Consider the following 18,316-nt stretch of genomic DNA (forward strand, 5'->3'; position numbering starts at 1 on the left):
CCTGCTTTTGTCATCATTTACTCGATCCTGAGGTTAGAAATAGAGAAAAAATCAGCTTTTTTATAAAATGATAGTATGAACGGAGGTAGAAACTATGAGGCAACGGATTGGAATTGATGCTGGTGGATCATTAGTGAAAATATGCTATGAACAAAATAACCAACTCCATTACAGAAAACATCACTATCATGAAATGGAGGATGTGCTAAAATGGTTAAATCTCGTTACACCTAACGCCAACTATAAACTAACCGGGGGAAAGGCGGGAATCCTTCAAGAGAAGTATTTTGCAAATGTAAGTGTAGTACCGGAGTTTCAGGCTACATGTGAAGGGGCCATTTTTTTAACAAAAGCTGCTTCTTTAAGTTTAGAAAGATATTTACTCGTAAATGTAGGTACAGGTACCTCTTGGTATATAATAAATGGTGATCAACATAAGCGCATTTTTGGAAGTGGTGTTGGAGGTGGCACGTTTCTAGGATTGGGAAGTATTTTAGCGGGGGAGACAGCATTTTCGTCATTTGTAGACCTTTCGAATAGTGGGAATAGAGAGAAAGTTGATTTACTCGTAAAAGATATCTACGGACCCAATAAGCCACCTATTAATGGAGATTTAACTGCAAGTAATTTTGCGAAAGGGAGAACAGATCAATCACATAAAAGTGATGATTTAGCTTCTCTAACAAATATGATATCCGAAACCATTGTTTTGTTAACAAGCCAACTGGCAATAAACAATGAAGTGGATATAGTCATTTTTATCGGGAGTACGGTTTCAGGTCATCCGAAATTAAAAGAGAGTCTACACTTTTATACAAACATGCTTGGATTAAAATCGTTTAACTTAGATCACGGTGAATATAGTGGGGCAGTAGGAGCACTTCTTACGATATAATTCAATCTGTTGAACAAATTCTATAATCAAGCTACAGTATAAGAAGATTGTTATAAGAAGGTGGCAGTTTTGGCTAAAAGGCATTTTACGATTGGTATGGCTGGTCATATTGACCATGGGAAGACAACTTTAACTAAGGCATTAACAAATGTAGATACAGACCGTTTGAAAGAAGAAAAAGAACGTCAAATTTCGATTGAATTAGGATTTGCGCCTTTATACAAAGATGATGAGTTACAAATATCGGTTATTGATGTGCCAGGACATGAGCGTTTCATTCGTCAAATGATTGCAGGTGTAGCTGGAATTGATTTAGTCGTGTTAGTAGTTGCGGCAGATGAAGGTGTAATGCCACAAACCCGTGAACACTTAGATATCCTTGGATTTCTTGGGATACAAAATGGGATTGTAGCAATAACGAAAATTGATAAGGTAGATGAAGAGTTCATTGATTTGGTTCAAGATGATATCATGGGAGAGCTATCAGGCACCGTATTTGAGCACGCACCATTTGTTCTAGTTGATAGTCTTTCAAATAAGGGGATTAATGATTTAAAGGATTTAATTATACATACGTTGAGAGAGCAGGAAACAAGAGATATAAAAGGAGCGTTTCGTCTCCCTATTGACCAGGTATTTACGGTGAAGGGCCAAGGGACGGTTGTGAGAGGTACGGTCTATGAGGGAACCGTAGAAGAAGGACAGTCTCTTAAAATCATGCCGAAGGGAATTGAGGTTAGAGCAAGACAACTCCAAGTCCATCATGAACCTGCAAAGCAGGCTTTTGCTGGTCAACGTGCTGCTATTAACCTCTCAGGTGTCTCTAAGGAGGAGCTAGAACGTGGCGATGTCCTTGTATCTTCAGAGCATTTTATTGTAACTCGAACGATTGATGTTGCGATTAGAGTTGTAGAGGATCTAGATTATATGGTGAAGCAAAGAATGCCCATCAAATGTCACCTAGGTACAGCTGAAGTAATGGGGAGAATTGTGTTCTTTGATCGAAACGAACTAAAAGAAGATAACGGTGAAATCCTTTGCCAAATACGTTTGGATGAAGAAATTGTAACGAAACGTGGGGATCGCTTCATCCTTAGACGTCCAAGTCCACAAGAAACAATTGGTGGAGGGTGGGTCATTGACCCTCAAGGCCAAAAATATCGCTTTGGTGAGAATACGATTTCTGAATTAGAAAAGAAGAAGGTTGGAACGCCAGCGGAACGTATTTTCTCTGCTTTAATGAATGGAAAAAGCTTATCGTTAGCTGAGCTGATTACCCGTACCTCATTAGATGAAGAGAGGCTTAAAGAAGAGCTAAATCATGAAGATTTTATAAAGATTGATACAAAAAATTATTCATTAAAAGGCTTAGTAGAGGCAGTAGAAGATGATCTCTACGATCGACTCAGAGATTACCATAATAAATATCCAATGAAGCAGGGGTTAAATAAAGCAGAGCTCATTCAAGCTCATACTAATGTTTATCCTAAAGTTTTATTAGATTATGTGATTGATAAAGCAGTGCAAAAGGAAGTCTTTCAAAGAAAGGACCAGTTCTTCTCCTTAGGTGAATTTTCACCACATGTTCCGAAAAATTGGGAGAAAAGAATGGAAGGATTATTAGAAAAGTTACTTAAGGACGGTATGAAGGTAAAGTATTTCAAAGACTACCTCTCGGATGCAGGGATACCAGAAAGTATTGCCCCTGACTTAAAAAGGTTTTTAGAAGAGCAATTACTAGTTATTTCTATTGATGACCAATACTTATGGCATGGTACTGTATTTAAACATGCAGTGGAGAGGCTTAAGGTAGAGACTGGTTCGGAATTTGAAGTAGGCGAAGCAAAGGATATTCTCGATCTTTCTAGAAAATATATGATTCCTTTTTTAGAGAAATTAGATGCTAAAGGCTATACAAATAGGATTGAAAATAAGAGAGTATGGAATAGGTAAACTTATCCATTCTAAATTATTTTAAAAAACACTTGAAATATTTAAAAAATTCGTTAAAATGATAATTAATCTTCATAAACGAACTGAATATAGTGAAAACCTTATCCAGAGAGGCAGAGGGACTGGCCCGATGATGCCCGGCAACCACTATTTTTTATAGTATGGTGCCAATTCCAGCAGAACAATGGTTCTGAAAGATGAGGGAGAGTAGGATCTAAATATAATGCGAACTCTTCCTTGTACTAGGAAGAGTTTTTTGTTTTTTTAATTATTTGATGAAAACTCTCATTCTGATGTAGCTGCATCTGCATCTTGCCAGCGATTAGCCCTCTACGTTAAAGTTTTTTGATGTTTTATTTAATCAGTTAATGTTTCAACTTAAAGTTGGAAGGACATTTGCTTGTCTGGGGCGAGAAGAATCTTTTCTATAAAATGATTTTTCAAAAAGTAGTCACCCATATTTTGCTATTTGTTCGGATACTGACGAATAGGTACATAACATATATTGGTTTTTTATGGAGTTGAACAGGAAAACACGAACAATTTAACATCTTTTTTTAAAAAATATTCATATTTTACTTGTAATAATAGTGAGAATCTATTAAATTATGAATATGGTTTTAGAAAAGACGAACTTAAACACCTAGGGGGTTATCTGAAGATGAAAAAACTTTTTGTATTATTGACTATTTTTGCCGTTTTACTAGTGGGTTGCGGCTCTAAAGAGACACAGCAACAAGCAAGTGATAACGGTACGAGCGATGAGAAAAAATCAAGAATTGCACTAGTTCTTCCAGAAAAGATTGGTGTGAACCCGTTCTTCCAACAAATGGATGATGGTGCAAAAAAAGCTGCTGATGAGTTTGGTGTAGAACTAAAAACGATTGAATCTGCAGACCACTCTGCAATTGAAGAGAATTTACGTGTGGCGGTAGCTGAAGGTTATGATTTAATTATTACCTCTTCTTTTGAAGCAGAAGATGCATTAAAAAAGGTAGCTACTGAAAATCCAGATCGTCAATTTGCGATTATCGACACAACCGTGGATCTTCCAAACGTACAAAGTGTTAACTTTAGAGAGCATGAGGCTGCATACCTTCTTGGAGCAGCAGCTGGTTTAGCAACTAAAACTGACAAAGTAGGAATGGTTGCAGCAATGGATATTCCTCTTTTGAAGAAGTGGACTGTAGCGTTTGAACAAGGGTTGAAGAGTACGAACGCTGATGCAGAATTTTTAGTGAATTATGTTGGTGGATTTACGGATCCAGCAAAAGCGAAAGAACTAGCACTTTTACAAGCTTCAAAGGGAGCTGACTTTATTGCAGGAGCAGCAGCAGTAGGTGACCTTGGTGTATTTGAAGCAGCGAAAGAAAAAGGCTTTTATACTGCGGGTCAAGATATTGACCGTACAGAAGTAGATCCGGAGCACATCGTGTTATCACAGCTTAAAGGAACTGATGCTGCATCTTATGAAACAATTAAAGCATTTGCTGAAGGGACCTTCAAAGCTGGAGTAGTTGAATATGGGCTTAAAGAAAACGGTGTTGGATTAACATACGTAACACATGACAGTAAAACACCTTTAAACGCTTTCCTTAGTCAAGAAATGATTGACCAAGTTATCGCAATTAAAGATGAGATTCTAGCGGGAACTCTTGAGGTTCCGAATCCATTAGCTCAATAGAGTGGATTTAGTAGAATTTGAATAAAATACGGGACCGACTACTATTTTCGTAGTCGGTTTCCATTTTGTTTGCCATGGATATTAGATTTTAAGGGAGGATAACAATATGACATTTCGCTTAGAAATGAAAAATATGACTAAAAAGTACGGAACATTTCTAGCAAATGAAGATGTATCTTTTACCCTAAAAACGGGTGAGGTACATGCTATTGTTGGTGAGAATGGTGCAGGCAAAACGACTTTAATGCGCATGCTTTATGGAATGGAAAAACCAACATCGGGCGACATCTTACTTAATGGAAAACCAGTAACCTTCCATGATCCAAAAGATGCTATAAGAAGTGGAATCGGTATGGTTCATCAGCATTTCATGTTGTTTCCTGATTTTACTGCAGCTGAAAATATTGTGATGGGTCATGAACCAAAAAAATATGGTTTTTTTAATCGTTTAAGTGCGACTGAGCAAGTTGAAAAACTATCAGATACCTATAAAATTCAAGTTAGGCCTTCGGTAAAAACAAGTGTGTGCTCCATTGGTGAGCAGCAGAGAATTGAGATATTAAAAGTTTTATATCAGGGAGCAGAAATAATTATTTTAGATGAACCAACAGCCGTGTTAACTCCATTAGAAGTGAAAAGTCTGCTAAAGACGATTCGGAACCTTGCGAATCAGGGAAAGAGTGTCATTTTGATTACACACAAACTTCGTGAGGTTATGGAGGTAGCTGATCGAATCACTGTCCTTCGAAACGGAAAGGTGACAGGAGCATTAAGTAAGAAAGAAACAACCATAGATGAGTTAGCTAAGCTAATGGTTGGACGAGAGCTTAAAGAGATTACCCAAAGAGTTAACCTAAATAAGGATACATTCTTAGAAGTTAACAAACTTACAATTGAAGAAAAAGGAAAGAAGCCTCTTTTAGATGATATTAGCTTTTCCATACGCCGGGGAGAAATTGTTGGCATTGCAGGTGTATCGGGAAATGGGCAATCTGAGTTGCTACAGGCGATATCTGGGCTTCGTAAAGTTAGCAGCGGGATTATTAAGCTTGGCGGAACAGATGTAACGGATCAACCTGTCTCTTTCATTCGCAATGCTGGTTTATCCCATATTCCAGAAGATCGTTATCTGTGGGGAGCCGCAAAAGGAGCCACTGTGGAAGAAACGGCATTTATGGGGTTTTACAAGAAACCAGAATATAATAAGAAGTCTCTTCTCCTTAAAAAGCAATTCCAAAAGCTAGTGAATAGTTGGGTCCAACTCTTTGAGATTAAGACTAGTTCCTTACAAGAAGAGGCTGGAAATTTATCCGGAGGAAACTTACAAAAGCTGATCGTCTCAAGGGAGCTTGGGCAAAACACACCCCTATTAATTGCAGCCGAACCGACTCGAGGGGTTGACATAGGTGCAATGGAATATATTCATGAGGCTTTAATAGAGAAACGAAATAATGGAGATAGCATTCTGCTTGTATCTTCAGAGCTTTCAGAAATCATGGTGCTTTCTGATCAGGTTCTGGTCATGTATGAAGGGAAAATAGTAGGAAGATTAGTAGGTAGTGAAATAAATGAGGAAAATATAAGCTTGTTAATGGCGGGAGGTAAAAAAGATGAACATGCAGCAAAAGTTCTTACAACTGTTTAAGCCATTACTCCAGCCATTTACGGCGATCATACTTGCCTTACTTGCGGGAGCGGTAGCCATTAGTGTAGTGGGAGAACCTATACTGTCTACTTATATGGAATTGTGGTCAGGTGCATTTGGTAGTTTCTACTTTATTACTGCTACTCTTGCACGAGCGACACCTATTATCATCGTTGGACTTGGGGTAGCTTTGGCATTTCGTGCAGGTGTATTCAATCTTGGTGCAGAAGGACAAATGGTATTAGGGGCTGTTAGTGCTGCATTAGCCGCACTTTATGTTCCAGGGCCTGGGCTTGTTAAAATCATGGCTGCTCTCCTAGCTGGTGTTATTGCCGGGGGATTATGGTCCCTTTTGGCAGGCTGGATGGAAACGAAATTTAAAGTACAGCTTCTAATCTCAACTCTACTTCTTAACTATGTAGCTGTGCTATTTGCTAGTTACTTAGTAGCAGAGCCTTTTCAAGACAAGTCGGGCTCCGCTGCTCTTGCTCAATCACAAATGATTGATCAAAGTGCATGGTTTGTAAAATTATTTCAAGGTATGAGTTTACACGTAGGGTTTATTATTGCAATTTGCATAGCACTGATCATGTACTTTATTTTTAAAGCAACAAGCATTGGATATGAAGTTAAAATGCTTGGGTTGAATCCATTTTTCGCTTCATACGGTGGCATAAATAAAGCAAAGTTATTGCTCTATAGTATGTTTATTAGTGGAGGCTTGGCAGGATTAGCTGGAACGGTTGAAGTACTTGGTACACAATATCGTTTCGTAGATGGAGCTTTAACTGGACCAGGGTTTGCCTGGACTGGAATAATGGCAACTCTTCTAGCAAACTCACATCCTATTGGAACTGTTGTGACGGGTATCTTTTTAGCTGCATTAGAAACTGGCGCGATGGGACTTGAGCGAAATACAGAGGTTCCGTTAGAAATAGCAGCTGTTATTAAATCGGTTCTTATTTTATTTATTTCGGCAAAATTTACGTTCAAATGGTGGAAAAGTAGAAAGAAAGTGAGGGATTCACATGGAGCTGTTTGATTGGGAACTTCTTGGTTCAACCATGAGAATGGTAACGCCAATTTTACTTGCTGCATTAGGTGGAGCCCTTTGTGCTAGGGTAGGGATTTTCAATGTAGGTTTGGAAGGTTTGATTTTAATAGGTGCATTCTCGGCCATAGTAGGAAATTACTTTTTTAATAGCATTTTAATTGCAATTTTATTTTCTGCGGGGATAACAATCCTATTTTCCTTATTATTTGGCTATTTGTCCATACATTTGAAAGCAAATGTCATTGTTGTGGGGATTGCCTTAAACTTTTTAGCAATGGGGTTAACAACTTTTGGACTTAGCACGATTTTTGGTGTAAAGGGAGCTTTTTATGATAAAGAAATGGTTGGTCTACCTAAGATGGATCTCCCATTATTATCTGATATTCCTTATGTAGGTGTTCTGTTTTCTAATCATTCTCCATTAGTTTACTTTGCCTTTCTAGTTGCTATCATCCTCTATTTATTCTTATATAAAACGGTTATTGGATTTAGAGTTTTAGCAGTTGGAATGAATGAGGTAGCCGCACGGAGTATTGGGCTTAAAACAGTTAGACTTCAATATTTGGCTATCATATTGTGTGGAGTATTATGCGGATTGGCTGGTGCACAGCTGTCCTTAGGGCAAGTTACGATGTTTACAGAAGGGATGACTGCGGGGCGTGGATTTATTGCCTTAGTCGCAATGATGTTAGGACAGTCACATCCACTAGGAATTATTGGTTCTAGCTTTTTATTTGGATTAATGGATGCCATTAGTATCCGTCTCCAAGGATTCTCGATGCCCACTCAGTTTACAGCAATGCTACCTTACTTAATTACCATATTTGCAATGTTTTTCTTGAAAAATCGAGGAGCGTCATCTGAATTATCAGGACAACAAAGCTCAAGATAATACTTAGTTTTGAGGTGATTTTGTGAATAAAGCGGAACGGATAAAACGTATGAAAGTAGTTCCAGTATCAGATCCAGCCCTAGCCAAGCGTATTCCAGCAGGGCAGGTTTTAACAGAAAGGTTTCCTATCCTACATGAAGGCGATGTGCCTGTCTATGATTTAGACAAGTGGGATTTAAGTGTCTTTGGTGAAATTGATAAGGAAGTTAAGTTATCTTTTGAGGACGTAATGAAAATGCCACAAACGACGGTAACTCGTGATATTCATTGTGTAACCCGTTGGTCAAGGTTCGATAATCAATTTTCAGGTGTATTGTTCCGTGACTTTTTGAAGGAAATAGGTGTAACGCCTTCTTCAAAGTACGTTATGTTACATGGTGATATGGATTATACCGCAAACGTTTCAGTAGCCGATTTAGATAGAGATGATGTTTTACTAGCTCACTCTTTTGAAGGAGAGCCGTTAACCGATAAGCATGGCGGCCCTCTACGCATCGTTATTCCACATCTTTATTTTTGGAAAAGTGTGAAATGGCTTCGAGGCATTGAATTCATCAATGAAAATAAACCAGGTTTTTGGGAGCAAAATGGCTTCCATATAAACGGTGATCCATTCAAGGAAGAACGTTTTTCAGGAGAGGATTTACCAATACCTGAGGATGAATGGGAGAGAAAGGATTATGACTAAAATACTACCTAATTTAAAAATTAATCCAGAAGAACTTCCACATTCTGTTGTCGTATGTGGAGATCCTGTTAGAGCTAAGCATATATCTAGCTTATTAACGAACGGTCGGTTATTCGCTCAAAACAGAGAGTATCATAGTTATATCGGACATTGGAAAGGGAAGGAAGTAGCTGTTGTCAGTCATGGTGTTGGTGCTCCTGGTGCAGCAGTGTGTTTTGAGGAATTAATACAAGGTGGGGCTAGGACGATCATTCGTGTTGGGACGGCTGGGTCATATCAAAAGGCAGTACTCCCAGGAAGCATTGTAATAAGTACTTCAGCTGTGCGATGTGATGGGTTAACTAGTCAGCTAGTACCACCTGGATTTCCTGCTGTAGCGGACCGACATGTTACTGAGTCACTACGTAGAGCAGCTTCCTCTCGAAATGGTGAAATTGCCGTACATGAAGGGATGACACTTACTTTAGACGCCTTTTATAGTGGGGTTATTGAGTTTCCGCATGGCCTATATAAAAAATCTGGTGTATTAGCTGTGGAAATGGAAAACAGTGCACTGTACGTAATTTCTTCACTAAGAGGAATAAAAGCAGGAGCTATCTTAGCAATTGATGGATACGCAGATGCAGATTTAAGAGAAGAGTATAATCCACATACAGATGCTGTTTCAAACGCTATTGAAGCTGAAGCTCATATAGCATTGGATGCATTAGTAAATATTGAATAGGCATTAGAAAAAGCCAAGGATTTATTCCTTGGCTTTTAATTTAGTGTGCAACCATTAATAAAATCTTTCCATCATCAAGTTTTTCTTCATACTCTTCTGCTTCTCTTTGACTAAACCCGAACTCTTCTAATTGATTTCGAAGCTCGTCCCCTTTTTTATTGAATATATTTTCTACCGTAGTACCTAAACTCAATTCTTTCATGCCAATTTGATTAACGTCAGCGTTATCTGCAACTCTTTCTGTGCGATCGTCGTCATGCGATAAAACATAAATATTTTCTTTGTCTACTCCCTCAGAAGATAGTCTATTAACTTCTGATAAAACTTCTGTGTCCTTATAAAATTCTTTTACAGTAGGTTTCAACTACACCATCTCCTTATAATAGATTCAGTATTATTTACTGTCTATTTAGTCTATTCCCGAGAAGTAGAGTCTTAAACATAGATTAATTGAGTCTATCCCTTCTAAATAGATTGACAATTCTGTATAATCTAAAATATAGGTATTAAGAGAGTGTAAAATAGTATTGCAAAAAATCATCTTTGTCATGAACCTTGAGTGAGAGAAATACAATTTAAAAATAGGGAGGTATGAGTCCTTTAATTTACAGAAGAAAGTAAGCGCTTACGAATAAGTGAAATTAAATTCTAATAGAGGTGTAACAATGGCTCATTTATATTTAAAAGAAGAACATGAAATTTTTAGAAAGTCTTTACGGAAGTTCCTCGAGAAAGAGGCTTACCCATTCTATGACCAATGGGAAGAAGAAAGAATGATTCCACGTGAATTCTGGTTAAAAATGGGTGAACAAGGGTTTTTATGCCCAGATGTAGATGAGAAATATGGTGGAAGCGGCGTTGATTGGGGATTTAGTGTAGTCATTAACGAAGAAATTGAAAGAGTCGGTTCTAGTATGGTAGGTGTCGCTTTGCACAATGATATTGTGATTCCATATATTACAGCCTATGGAACGGAAGAGCAGAAGCAGAGGTGGCTACCTCGTTGTACAACAGGGGAAATCATTACCGCGATTGCCATGACAGAACCGGGTACAGGATCAGACTTGGCGAATATAAAAACAACCGCGAGACTTGAAGGAGATCATTATATTGTTAATGGTCAAAAAACATTTATCACAAATGGTATTCAATCTGATTTGGTCATTGTGGCTTGTAAGACAGACCCAGATGCAGTGCCGAAGCACAAAGGGGTCAGCTTACTCGTCATTGAGCGAGATCACCCTGGCTTTTCAAGAGGAAGAAAACTAAACAAAGTAGGTTTACATAGTCAAGATACAGCAGAATTGATATTTGAAGATTGTCGTGTTCCTAAGGAGAATTTAATAGGTGAGGAAGGGAAAGGTTTCATCTATCTGATGGAAAAACTTCAACAGGAACGTCTATTAGTAGCTATCGCTGCCCAAGTTGCATCGGAAGAAATGTTAAGGATGACCATTGAATATGTGAAAAGCCGTGAAGCTTTTGGAAAACCAATCAGTCAGTTCCAAAACACTCAATTTAAAATTGCTGAAATGGCAACGGACATTGAGATGGGAAGAGCGTTTCTTGATCAACTCATTCTTGATCATATAAATGGCAGGGACATTGTTACAAAGGTATCGATGGCTAAATTTAAATTGACGGACATAGCTAAACAAATAGCAGCTGAATGCATGCAGCTTCATGGTGGATATGGGTATATGGAGGAATATGAGATTGCAAGAAGGTACCGTGATATTCCGGTTTCAAGTATTTATGCTGGTACAAATGAAATCATGAAGACGATAATTGCCAAGAATTTAGGGCTTTAAGGTAAATTCAGAATTTCGTCTATGCACGGTTTACTATTTTTTAAAGACATTACATGATACCAATAAGGCTTCAGCCGAGACATTACATGTTTAAATTAAATATAATAGGGGGAATATCGCATGACGATTACTATTGGAAAGATATTTGATTTAACCGTTAATAAGTATCCTAATAAAGAAGCACTTTATGATGTGAGAAAAGACCTTCGTTATACGTATAAAGAGTGGAGCATTGAAGTAACTAAATTAGCAAATGCCCTTCTAAATGAAGGGGTCAAAAAGGGTGACATTGTTTCGACTTACCTCTTTAATACAGAAGAGTTAGCAACAGCTTTCTTTGCATGTGCAAAGATTGGTGCTATTTTTAATCCTATTAACTTCCGATTAATGTCTGAGGAAGTAGCTTTTATACTAAATGATGCGAAGCCAAAGGTCGTATTATTTGAAAAAATGCTTGAATCTAGTATAAGTCCAATAGCTGAAAGATTCCCCCATACTTCGTTTTGGATCATTGATGATGGAGTACCATCTTACGCGAAAAGCTATCATGAAAAAGTAATTGAAGCACCAAATAATGAAATAGAAGCAGACATCCATGAAAATGATATTTATGCAATTATGTACACGAGCGGTACAACAGGTCGACCAAAAGGAGTCATCCATCGTCATCGAGAAATGGTGGAACAAAGCTTAATTGTGATAGGATCTACTAGACTTACACCAAGTGATAATGGACTTGTTACAGCTCCTATGTTCCATTGTGCTGAACTGCACTGTGCGTTTTTACCGAGGGTCCATGTAGGAGCCAAAAATACGATTCTCCACCACTTTGATCCAAAGGGTGTATTGCAATTAATCTCTACTGAAAAAATCACAAAGTTTTTTGCAGCTCCAACGATGTGGAATATGCTTCTCCAAGAGCCGTTAGACAACTATGATATATCCAGCTTAAAACTCGGTCTTTATGGAGCAGCACCAATGGCACCAGCACTAGTATATGCTTGTCAAAATCAATTAGGTATTTCTTTAGTTCAAGCTTATGGAATGACTGAAATGGGACCTGCCATTACTTTTTTAGATGAAGATGACCAGATTAGAAAAGCTGGCTCTGCAGGTCAGGCGTGTTTAAATCACGAAATAAGGATTGTAAGGCCTAAGGAAGATGGGCCTTCAGATCCAGACGATATTCTCCCAGCTGGTGAAGCAGGTGAGATCATCGTAAAAGGACCATGCATGATGAGTGGCTACTTTAATCGGAAAGAAGCTTCTGAAAAAGCGATGTTTAAAGGCTGGTACCATTCAGGGGATATCGGCTATCTAGATGAGGAAGGGTATCTATGGGTTAAAGACCGTGTCGACGATATGATTATCTCTGGTGGAGAGAATATTTATCCACGCGAGGTAGAAGATGTACTCTATGCCCAAGGTGGCGTACTTGATGTAGCGGTTATTGGGCAACCCGATGATCGTTGGGGTGAGAGTGTTACAGCGTTTGTCGTAAAAAAGGACCCTGCAATCACTGAAGCCGATCTTGATGAGTGGTGTAAAAACAGCGAGGAACTAGCAAATTACAAACGACCTAGAAAATATGTGTTTTGTGATGTTTTACCGAGGAATGCAAGTGGGAAAATTCAAAAGTTTGTTCTTAGAAAGCAATTGGAAGATCTATTCGCAAACGGAAAATCATAAAAACTAATACTTGTAAGGGAGGGTTTTCCTATTCGAGGAAAGCCCTTTTCTTATAACTTTTTTGAAAGCGGCTCCATTTTGAACTATTTGTGAATAACTTCACATAATTCAGTGGTTTGTGACAAACATCACAAGTTTTCACCATTCAAGCAGTTAAAATAGAGCTATCATAACAACAAACAATATTGATACATCCAGAGGAGGACTCAGGTCATGGAAAAGAAAAGACTAGTATTAGTTGGAAATGGGATGGCTGGAGTAAGAACGATTGAAGAGATTTTAAAAATTAATGCCGATGCATATCATATAACTATTTTTGGCGAAGAGTCATATCCGAACTATAATCGCATTCAATTATCAAATGTTTTACAAGGTGACATGACAGTTGAGCAAATGATCCTAAACGAATGGGATTGGTATAAAGAAAATAACATTGATCTCCATACGGGTGATCCTGTCGTTCATATAGACACGAACAATAAAATCGTTTTTTCAGAAAAAGGAAATAAGGTTCATTACGATCAATTGATTCTTGCAACAGGATCACGATCTTTTATTCTTCCAGTTCCAGGTGCTGATAAGGATGGTGTAACCGGCTTTAGAGATATACAAGATTGTGAAAAGATGATCAATGTATCGAGAAGCCATAAGAATGCCGTTGTAATCGGTGGAGGTTTACTTGGTTTAGAAGCAGCTAAAGGATTAGTACATCTTGGGATGAACGTTCATGTTGTTCATTTAATGCCACATCTGATGGAAAGACAATTGGATCCAACTGCATCAAACATGCTTCGAAGAGAACTTGAAGAACAAGGAATTAAATTTCTTTTAGAAAAGCAAACCGTTGAAATCTTAGGCGATCAAAAGGTAAAAGGTCTAAAGTTTAAAGATGGTTCTGAGATAGAGGCAGATTTAGTGGTAATGGCTGTGGGAATTCAAGCGAATTCAAAGCTTGCCAAAGATGCTGGAGTGACGGTCAACAGAGGGATTGTTGTCAATGATTTTATGGAAACCAGTGTGGATTCTGTATACGCAGTTGGGGAATGTGCGGAACATCGGGAAATTACGTATGGAATGGTAGCTCCTCTATACGAACAGGCAAAAGTTCTTGCTGAACATTTATGTGAGAAGGGAACAAAGCCATATGAAGGGTCAGTGGTAGGTACACAACTAAAAGTAGCAGGCATTGATTTATATTCTGCTGGTGAAATACTAGAGGATGCTTCGACTAAATCAATCATCATTCATAACGAATTTGAAGGCATCTATAAAAAGATATTAATTCGAAATAACAGGATTGTTGGAATCGTTTTATATGGTGACACAAAAGACAGTACAAAATTGTTCCGTATGCTAATGGAGAAAGAAGATATTAGTGGAAAGACAAGCAGTGCGATTTTAGGCTTGAGTAATGGTGAACAGGAATCACAAAGCGTAGCGGCTATGCCAGATTCAGAGCTGATCTGCGGATGTAATGGAGTGACGAAAGGTACGATTGTCGAAGCGATCAAGGGACAAGGGTTAACATCAGTGGATGAAGTAAGCTCTTGCACAAATGCGGGCCGCTCATGTGGTCGTTGTAAATCACTAGTTTCTGATATTCTTGCATTTACACTTGGTGACGAATTTGATCAAACTGCTCAGAAAAAAGCATTGTGTGGCTGTACTTCCTTGAGTCGAGATGAAGTCGTACTAGAAATAAAAGAAAAAGGACTTAACAGTATTAAAGAAGTTATGTACGTACTAGATTGGAAAAACGAAGAAGGCTGTTCAAAATGTCGACCTGCTCTAAATTATTATCTAGGAATGATATACCCAGAAGGTTATCAAGATGATCGGGATTCTAGATTAGTAAATGAAAAATTGCACGCAAATATTCAAAAGGATGGTACCTACTCGGTGGTTCCAAGGATGTATGGAGGGGTTACAACAGCGGAAGATTTGAAAAAAATCGCAGAAGTAGCTGAGAAATATCATGTTCCACTAGTTAAAATAACCGGTGGACAACGGATTGCGCTTTTAGGGGTAAAGAGAGAAGATTTAACAAGTGTTTGGGAAGAATTAGGTATGCCTTCTGGTTACGCTTATGGGAAAACGCTAAGAACAGTAAAAACATGTGTTGGGTCTCAGTTCTGTCGATTTGGTACACAAGATTCTATGGGACTCGGAATCGAGCTTGAGAAAAAGTTTGAACGCTTAGATACTCCTCATAAATTTAAGATGGGTGTTTCCGGTTGCCCTCGGAACTGTGCAGAATCCGGCATAAAAGATGTTGGGATTGTAGGAATTGATGGAGCGTGGGAAATTTACGTTGGTGGAAACGGTGGAACTGATTTACGTGGCGGAGATCTCCTCTGCACAGTATCTACCAAGGATGAGGTTATGAAAATTGTAGGTGCCTATATCCAATATTATCGTGAGACAGCAAATTACCTAGAGAGAACATCTTACTGGATTGAAAGAATAGGGTTAGAAACAGTCCAATCAGTGGTTGCAGACAAGGCATTAGTGAACACTTTAAACGAACGACTAGATCGAACATTAACGAGATACAACGAGCCTTGGAAGGAAGCGATTGAAAATAAGCAAATTCGAGAGAAATATTATCAATCTCACTCATTAAGCTTGAAATAAGAGAGGGCGATTATGATGCAAACAACCTTAACACGTATAGAAATATCAAACTATCAAGACCTACCACTAAAAGTTGGAAAGGTTATAAAAATAGAGGAACAAGAGATCGTTCTTTTTCGATTGTCAAATGGAGAAGTTAAGGCCGTGGAGAATAAGAGTCCACACCCTAAAGGTGGTACATTAGCAGATGGGTTAGTAAGTGGTCACTATGTGTTCTGCCCTTTATATGATTGGAAAATATCTCTACTAGATGGCCTTGTCCAGGCGCCAGATGAGGGACAAGTGAAGACTTTTCAAATAGAAGTAATCGATCAAAGGGTATATATGATTGTATAAAACATGAAGGAGGGATGTTGGGGTCCCTCCATAATGATTCAACTTAGGAGGCTATACATCATGGGTAAAGGAAAAGCATTTTTAGTAGGAGCGGGACCTGGGGATATTGGTTTAATTACAGTAAAGGGACTAGAAGCTATAAAATCTGCGGATGTTATCCTATATGATCGGTTAGCAAATCCAAAGCTTCTGGACTTTGCTTCTTCCGATGCTGAATTAATCTATTGTGGGAAATTGCCTCACCGCCATATACTTAGGCAAGAAGCAATCAACGATTTGCTTGTTTCAAAAGCATTAGAAGGAAAAATCGTTGTACGCTTAAAAGGTGGAGATCCAGGTGTATTTGGTCGAGTGGGCGAAGAAGCGGAAAAGTTAGCCGCTCATGACATTCCTTATGAAATGGTACCAGGTATTACTTCAGGTATTGCCGCTCCTCTTCAAGCTGGAATTCCTGTTACCCATAGAGAATTTGGAGAAAGCTTTGCAGTTGTAACCGCTCATGATAAATCGGATGAGGGAAAACCGCTTTTAAACTGGGTAGGCCTTGCTACCGGTGTTGATACCATTGCTTTTTATATGGGAGTATCGAACCTCCCTTATATTTGTGAAAACCTCATGAAATATGGGAGAAAGCCAGAGACACCGGTTATCTTAATCCAATGGGGAACGTATGGACGTCAAAAGACATTAGAGGGAACATTGTCAACGATTGCTAAGAAAGTGGCGGAAGAGAACTTCAAGAATCCTGCCATCACTTTAGTGGGGGACATCGTGAGCTTAAGAAGCAAATTAGCGTGGTTTGAGAGGAAGCCCCTATATGGTCGTCAAATTCTTTTACCTCGTACGGGTACAAATGAGAGTGAGTTAGCTAAAGCATTAATAAATGAAGGAGCAGACGTCATTGAATTTCCTAAGTGGAAACAAAGAAAAGTACGTCCTGATAAACGTATCATGAGCAATCTTCACTCCTACGAAAAGATCTTATTTTCTTCTCCGGAGTGCGTTACTGAATTTTTCGAAATGATCTATGAGGAGCAAATCGATATTCGCATGATTGATGCTGATTTCTATGGCCGTTCTAGAAAATCGGTTGAAGAATTGAAAAAGAAATTTGTGTTTGCTAAATTAGCAGATGAGATGCCAATAAGCGGGAAACTGCTAATTGTTGGGGATAATAAAGCCTATAGAAATAAAGTGAATTACACCGTTCAGTACGGGACATGCGATTTCCTTATCGTAAACGAATTAATCGTAGACGAACAGTTTATTCCTATTTTTCAAAGAATGTTAGAAGAAGCCTCATTAGATTCTCTAATCTTCCCGAGTAGTGAAAGTGTAAGAATGTTTGTGGAAGATGTCGTTGAGAAAGGGTTTATCTCGGCATCTCTTGTAAAAAAATTAGACCTATTTTGTATGGGAGAACGTACGAAGAAAACAGCAGAACTCTATGGTTTTGTATCGAAAGAACAGCCTGAGGTACCAACGATTGAAAGCATGTTGGATTTATTAACGATTAATAGGGATAAGGTTAATTTTTAAAAACAGGGAGATGTTCTAATGGAGGCAATATTATTTGTTGGACACGGAAGTCGAAGGAAGACGGGCAACGATCAATTTATTAATTTTATTGATAAAACATTTGACCAAATAGATGTACCAATCAAATCCTATGGATTTCTCGAAAATGCTCAACCTTCTATCTTGCAAGCCATTGATGATTGTGTCTTAAAGAAGGCAACAACCATCACGGTTGTCCCAGTCTTCCTTCTCCCAGGTATTCATGCAAATGAAGACGTTCCAACAGAGCTTGAGAATGCAAAGAGGAAATATCCAGAAGTGTTTTTTCGGTACGGGAATCCTTTAGGTGTACACGAAATTCTAATCAATATTTTGGAGGAGCGATTAAGATATAAGGGATTTTCGAAGGAAGGAAATGATACTGTTCTTCTGTTAGGACATGGTAGTCGAGAGCCAATCGCTCAAGTGGAGTTTGAAAAAATGGTGTCTACATTAAAGGATAGAGGCTACTCTCATGGGTTAGCAAGTTACTTAAAAATAGAACCTTATTATGATAAGACCATTAGTCGTTTGTTAGAAAACGGAAACAACCGAGTTTTTGTCGTTCCACATTTACTTTTTGCAAACAGTCTATTCGAAATAGTAAAGCAAACGATTTCCAGCTTACAAGCTACTAGGCAAGTGATACTTTGTGATCCTACTGGGTTTGATAAGAGAATCATTGATTTATTAATATATCGTGTCAAAGAGACTCAAGTAGCACCAGTAAGAGTCTGGGATGGAAGGTGAAAGG

General features: G+C 38.4%; 15 protein-coding genes and 1 riboswitch. Of the genes, 14 read left to right on the forward strand and 1 reads right to left on the reverse strand.

Translation table 11 applies throughout. The features are described from left to right. The first annotated feature begins 94 nt into the window (after positions 1-94). The 8 genes from coaW (at position 95) to ACFYKX_RS01230 (ending at position 9,535) form a co-directional block, all read left to right on the forward strand. Positions 95-895, forward strand: coding sequence for a type II pantothenate kinase (coaW, locus tag ACFYKX_RS01195; protein ID WP_389357263.1), 801 nt, complete (start codon positions 95-97; stop codon positions 893-895). Positions 896-991: 96 nt separating this feature from the next. Next, complete coding sequence (selB, locus tag ACFYKX_RS01200) at positions 992-2,848, forward strand: selenocysteine-specific translation elongation factor (RefSeq protein WP_389358976.1); 1,857 nt, start codon at positions 992-994, stop codon at positions 2,846-2,848. Between the two features lie 98 nt (positions 2,849-2,946). After that, a riboswitch (SAM riboswitch) is annotated at positions 2,947-3,052 on the forward strand. A 457-nt stretch (positions 3,053-3,509) separates the two neighbouring features. Next, a complete protein-coding gene (locus tag ACFYKX_RS01205; protein WP_389357265.1) occupies positions 3,510-4,532 on the forward strand; it encodes a BMP family ABC transporter substrate-binding protein in 1,023 nt (340 codons plus the stop codon). A 106-nt stretch (positions 4,533-4,638) separates the two neighbouring features. After that, the gene (locus tag ACFYKX_RS01210; protein ID WP_389357267.1) at positions 4,639-6,177 is read left to right on the forward strand and encodes an ABC transporter ATP-binding protein; all 1,539 of its coding nucleotides are present in this window, start codon (positions 4,639-4,641) and stop codon (positions 6,175-6,177) included. Continuing rightward, positions 6,143-7,219 (forward strand): ABC transporter permease, encoded by a 1,077-nt coding sequence (locus ACFYKX_RS01215; protein ID WP_389357269.1) that lies wholly within the window; start codon positions 6,143-6,145, stop codon positions 7,217-7,219. Before ACFYKX_RS01210 ends, ACFYKX_RS01215 begins: the two co-directional genes overlap by 35 nt. Further along, positions 7,206-8,123: an ABC transporter permease gene (locus tag ACFYKX_RS01220; RefSeq protein ID WP_389357271.1), complete on the forward strand. Its 918-nt coding sequence runs from the start codon at positions 7,206-7,208 to the stop codon at positions 8,121-8,123. Before ACFYKX_RS01215 ends, ACFYKX_RS01220 begins: the two co-directional genes overlap by 14 nt. Before the next feature lie 22 nt (positions 8,124-8,145). Further along, on the forward strand, positions 8,146-8,811 hold the full coding sequence (locus ACFYKX_RS01225; protein WP_389357273.1) for a sulfite oxidase-like oxidoreductase: 666 nt from the start codon (positions 8,146-8,148) through the stop codon (positions 8,809-8,811). After that, complete coding sequence (locus ACFYKX_RS01230; RefSeq protein WP_449257603.1) at positions 8,804-9,535, forward strand: nucleoside phosphorylase; 732 nt, start codon at positions 8,804-8,806, stop codon at positions 9,533-9,535. The genes ACFYKX_RS01225 and ACFYKX_RS01230 overlap by 8 nt, the downstream gene beginning before the upstream one ends. 40 nt (positions 9,536-9,575) lie before the next feature. Here ACFYKX_RS01230 and ACFYKX_RS01235 read toward each other — a convergent pair whose 3' ends face one another. Then, positions 9,576-9,899: a general stress protein gene (locus ACFYKX_RS01235; RefSeq protein ID WP_389357275.1), complete on the reverse strand. Its 324-nt coding sequence runs from the start codon at positions 9,897-9,899 to the stop codon at positions 9,576-9,578. Positions 9,900-10,200: 301 nt separating this feature from the next. On the opposite strand from ACFYKX_RS01235, the gene ACFYKX_RS01240 reads away from it, so the two are divergent. The 6 genes from ACFYKX_RS01240 to ACFYKX_RS01265 all read left to right on the forward strand — a co-directional run bounded on the left by ACFYKX_RS01240 (position 10,201) and on the right by ACFYKX_RS01265 (position 18,312). Continuing rightward, entirely contained in the window at positions 10,201-11,346 is a 1,146-nt protein-coding gene (locus tag ACFYKX_RS01240; protein ID WP_389357277.1) for an acyl-CoA dehydrogenase family protein, read from the forward strand. A 120-nt stretch (positions 11,347-11,466) separates the two neighbouring features. Beyond that, on the forward strand, positions 11,467-13,035 hold the full coding sequence (locus tag ACFYKX_RS01245) for a fatty acid--CoA ligase (protein ID WP_389357279.1): 1,569 nt from the start codon (positions 11,467-11,469) through the stop codon (positions 13,033-13,035). A 213-nt stretch (positions 13,036-13,248) separates the two neighbouring features. Next, the gene (gene nirB / locus ACFYKX_RS01250; RefSeq protein WP_389357281.1) at positions 13,249-15,669 is read left to right on the forward strand and encodes a nitrite reductase large subunit NirB; all 2,421 of its coding nucleotides are present in this window, start codon (positions 13,249-13,251) and stop codon (positions 15,667-15,669) included. A 15-nt stretch (positions 15,670-15,684) separates the two neighbouring features. Further along, complete coding sequence (gene nirD / locus ACFYKX_RS01255; RefSeq protein WP_389358979.1) at positions 15,685-16,005, forward strand: nitrite reductase small subunit NirD; 321 nt, start codon at positions 15,685-15,687, stop codon at positions 16,003-16,005. 60 nt (positions 16,006-16,065) lie between these two features. Beyond that, entirely contained in the window at positions 16,066-17,544 is a 1,479-nt protein-coding gene (gene cobA / locus ACFYKX_RS01260; protein WP_389357283.1) for a uroporphyrinogen-III C-methyltransferase, read from the forward strand. Positions 17,545-17,562: 18 nt separating this feature from the next. Then, positions 17,563-18,312 (forward strand): sirohydrochlorin chelatase, encoded by a 750-nt coding sequence (locus ACFYKX_RS01265; protein WP_389357285.1) that lies wholly within the window; start codon positions 17,563-17,565, stop codon positions 18,310-18,312. Positions 18,313-18,316 lie beyond the last annotated feature (4 nt).

Source organism: Cytobacillus spartinae, assembly GCF_042865285.1.
GTDB classification, from domain to species: Bacteria; Bacillota; Bacilli; order Bacillales; family Cytobacillaceae; genus Robertmurraya_A; species Robertmurraya_A spartinae.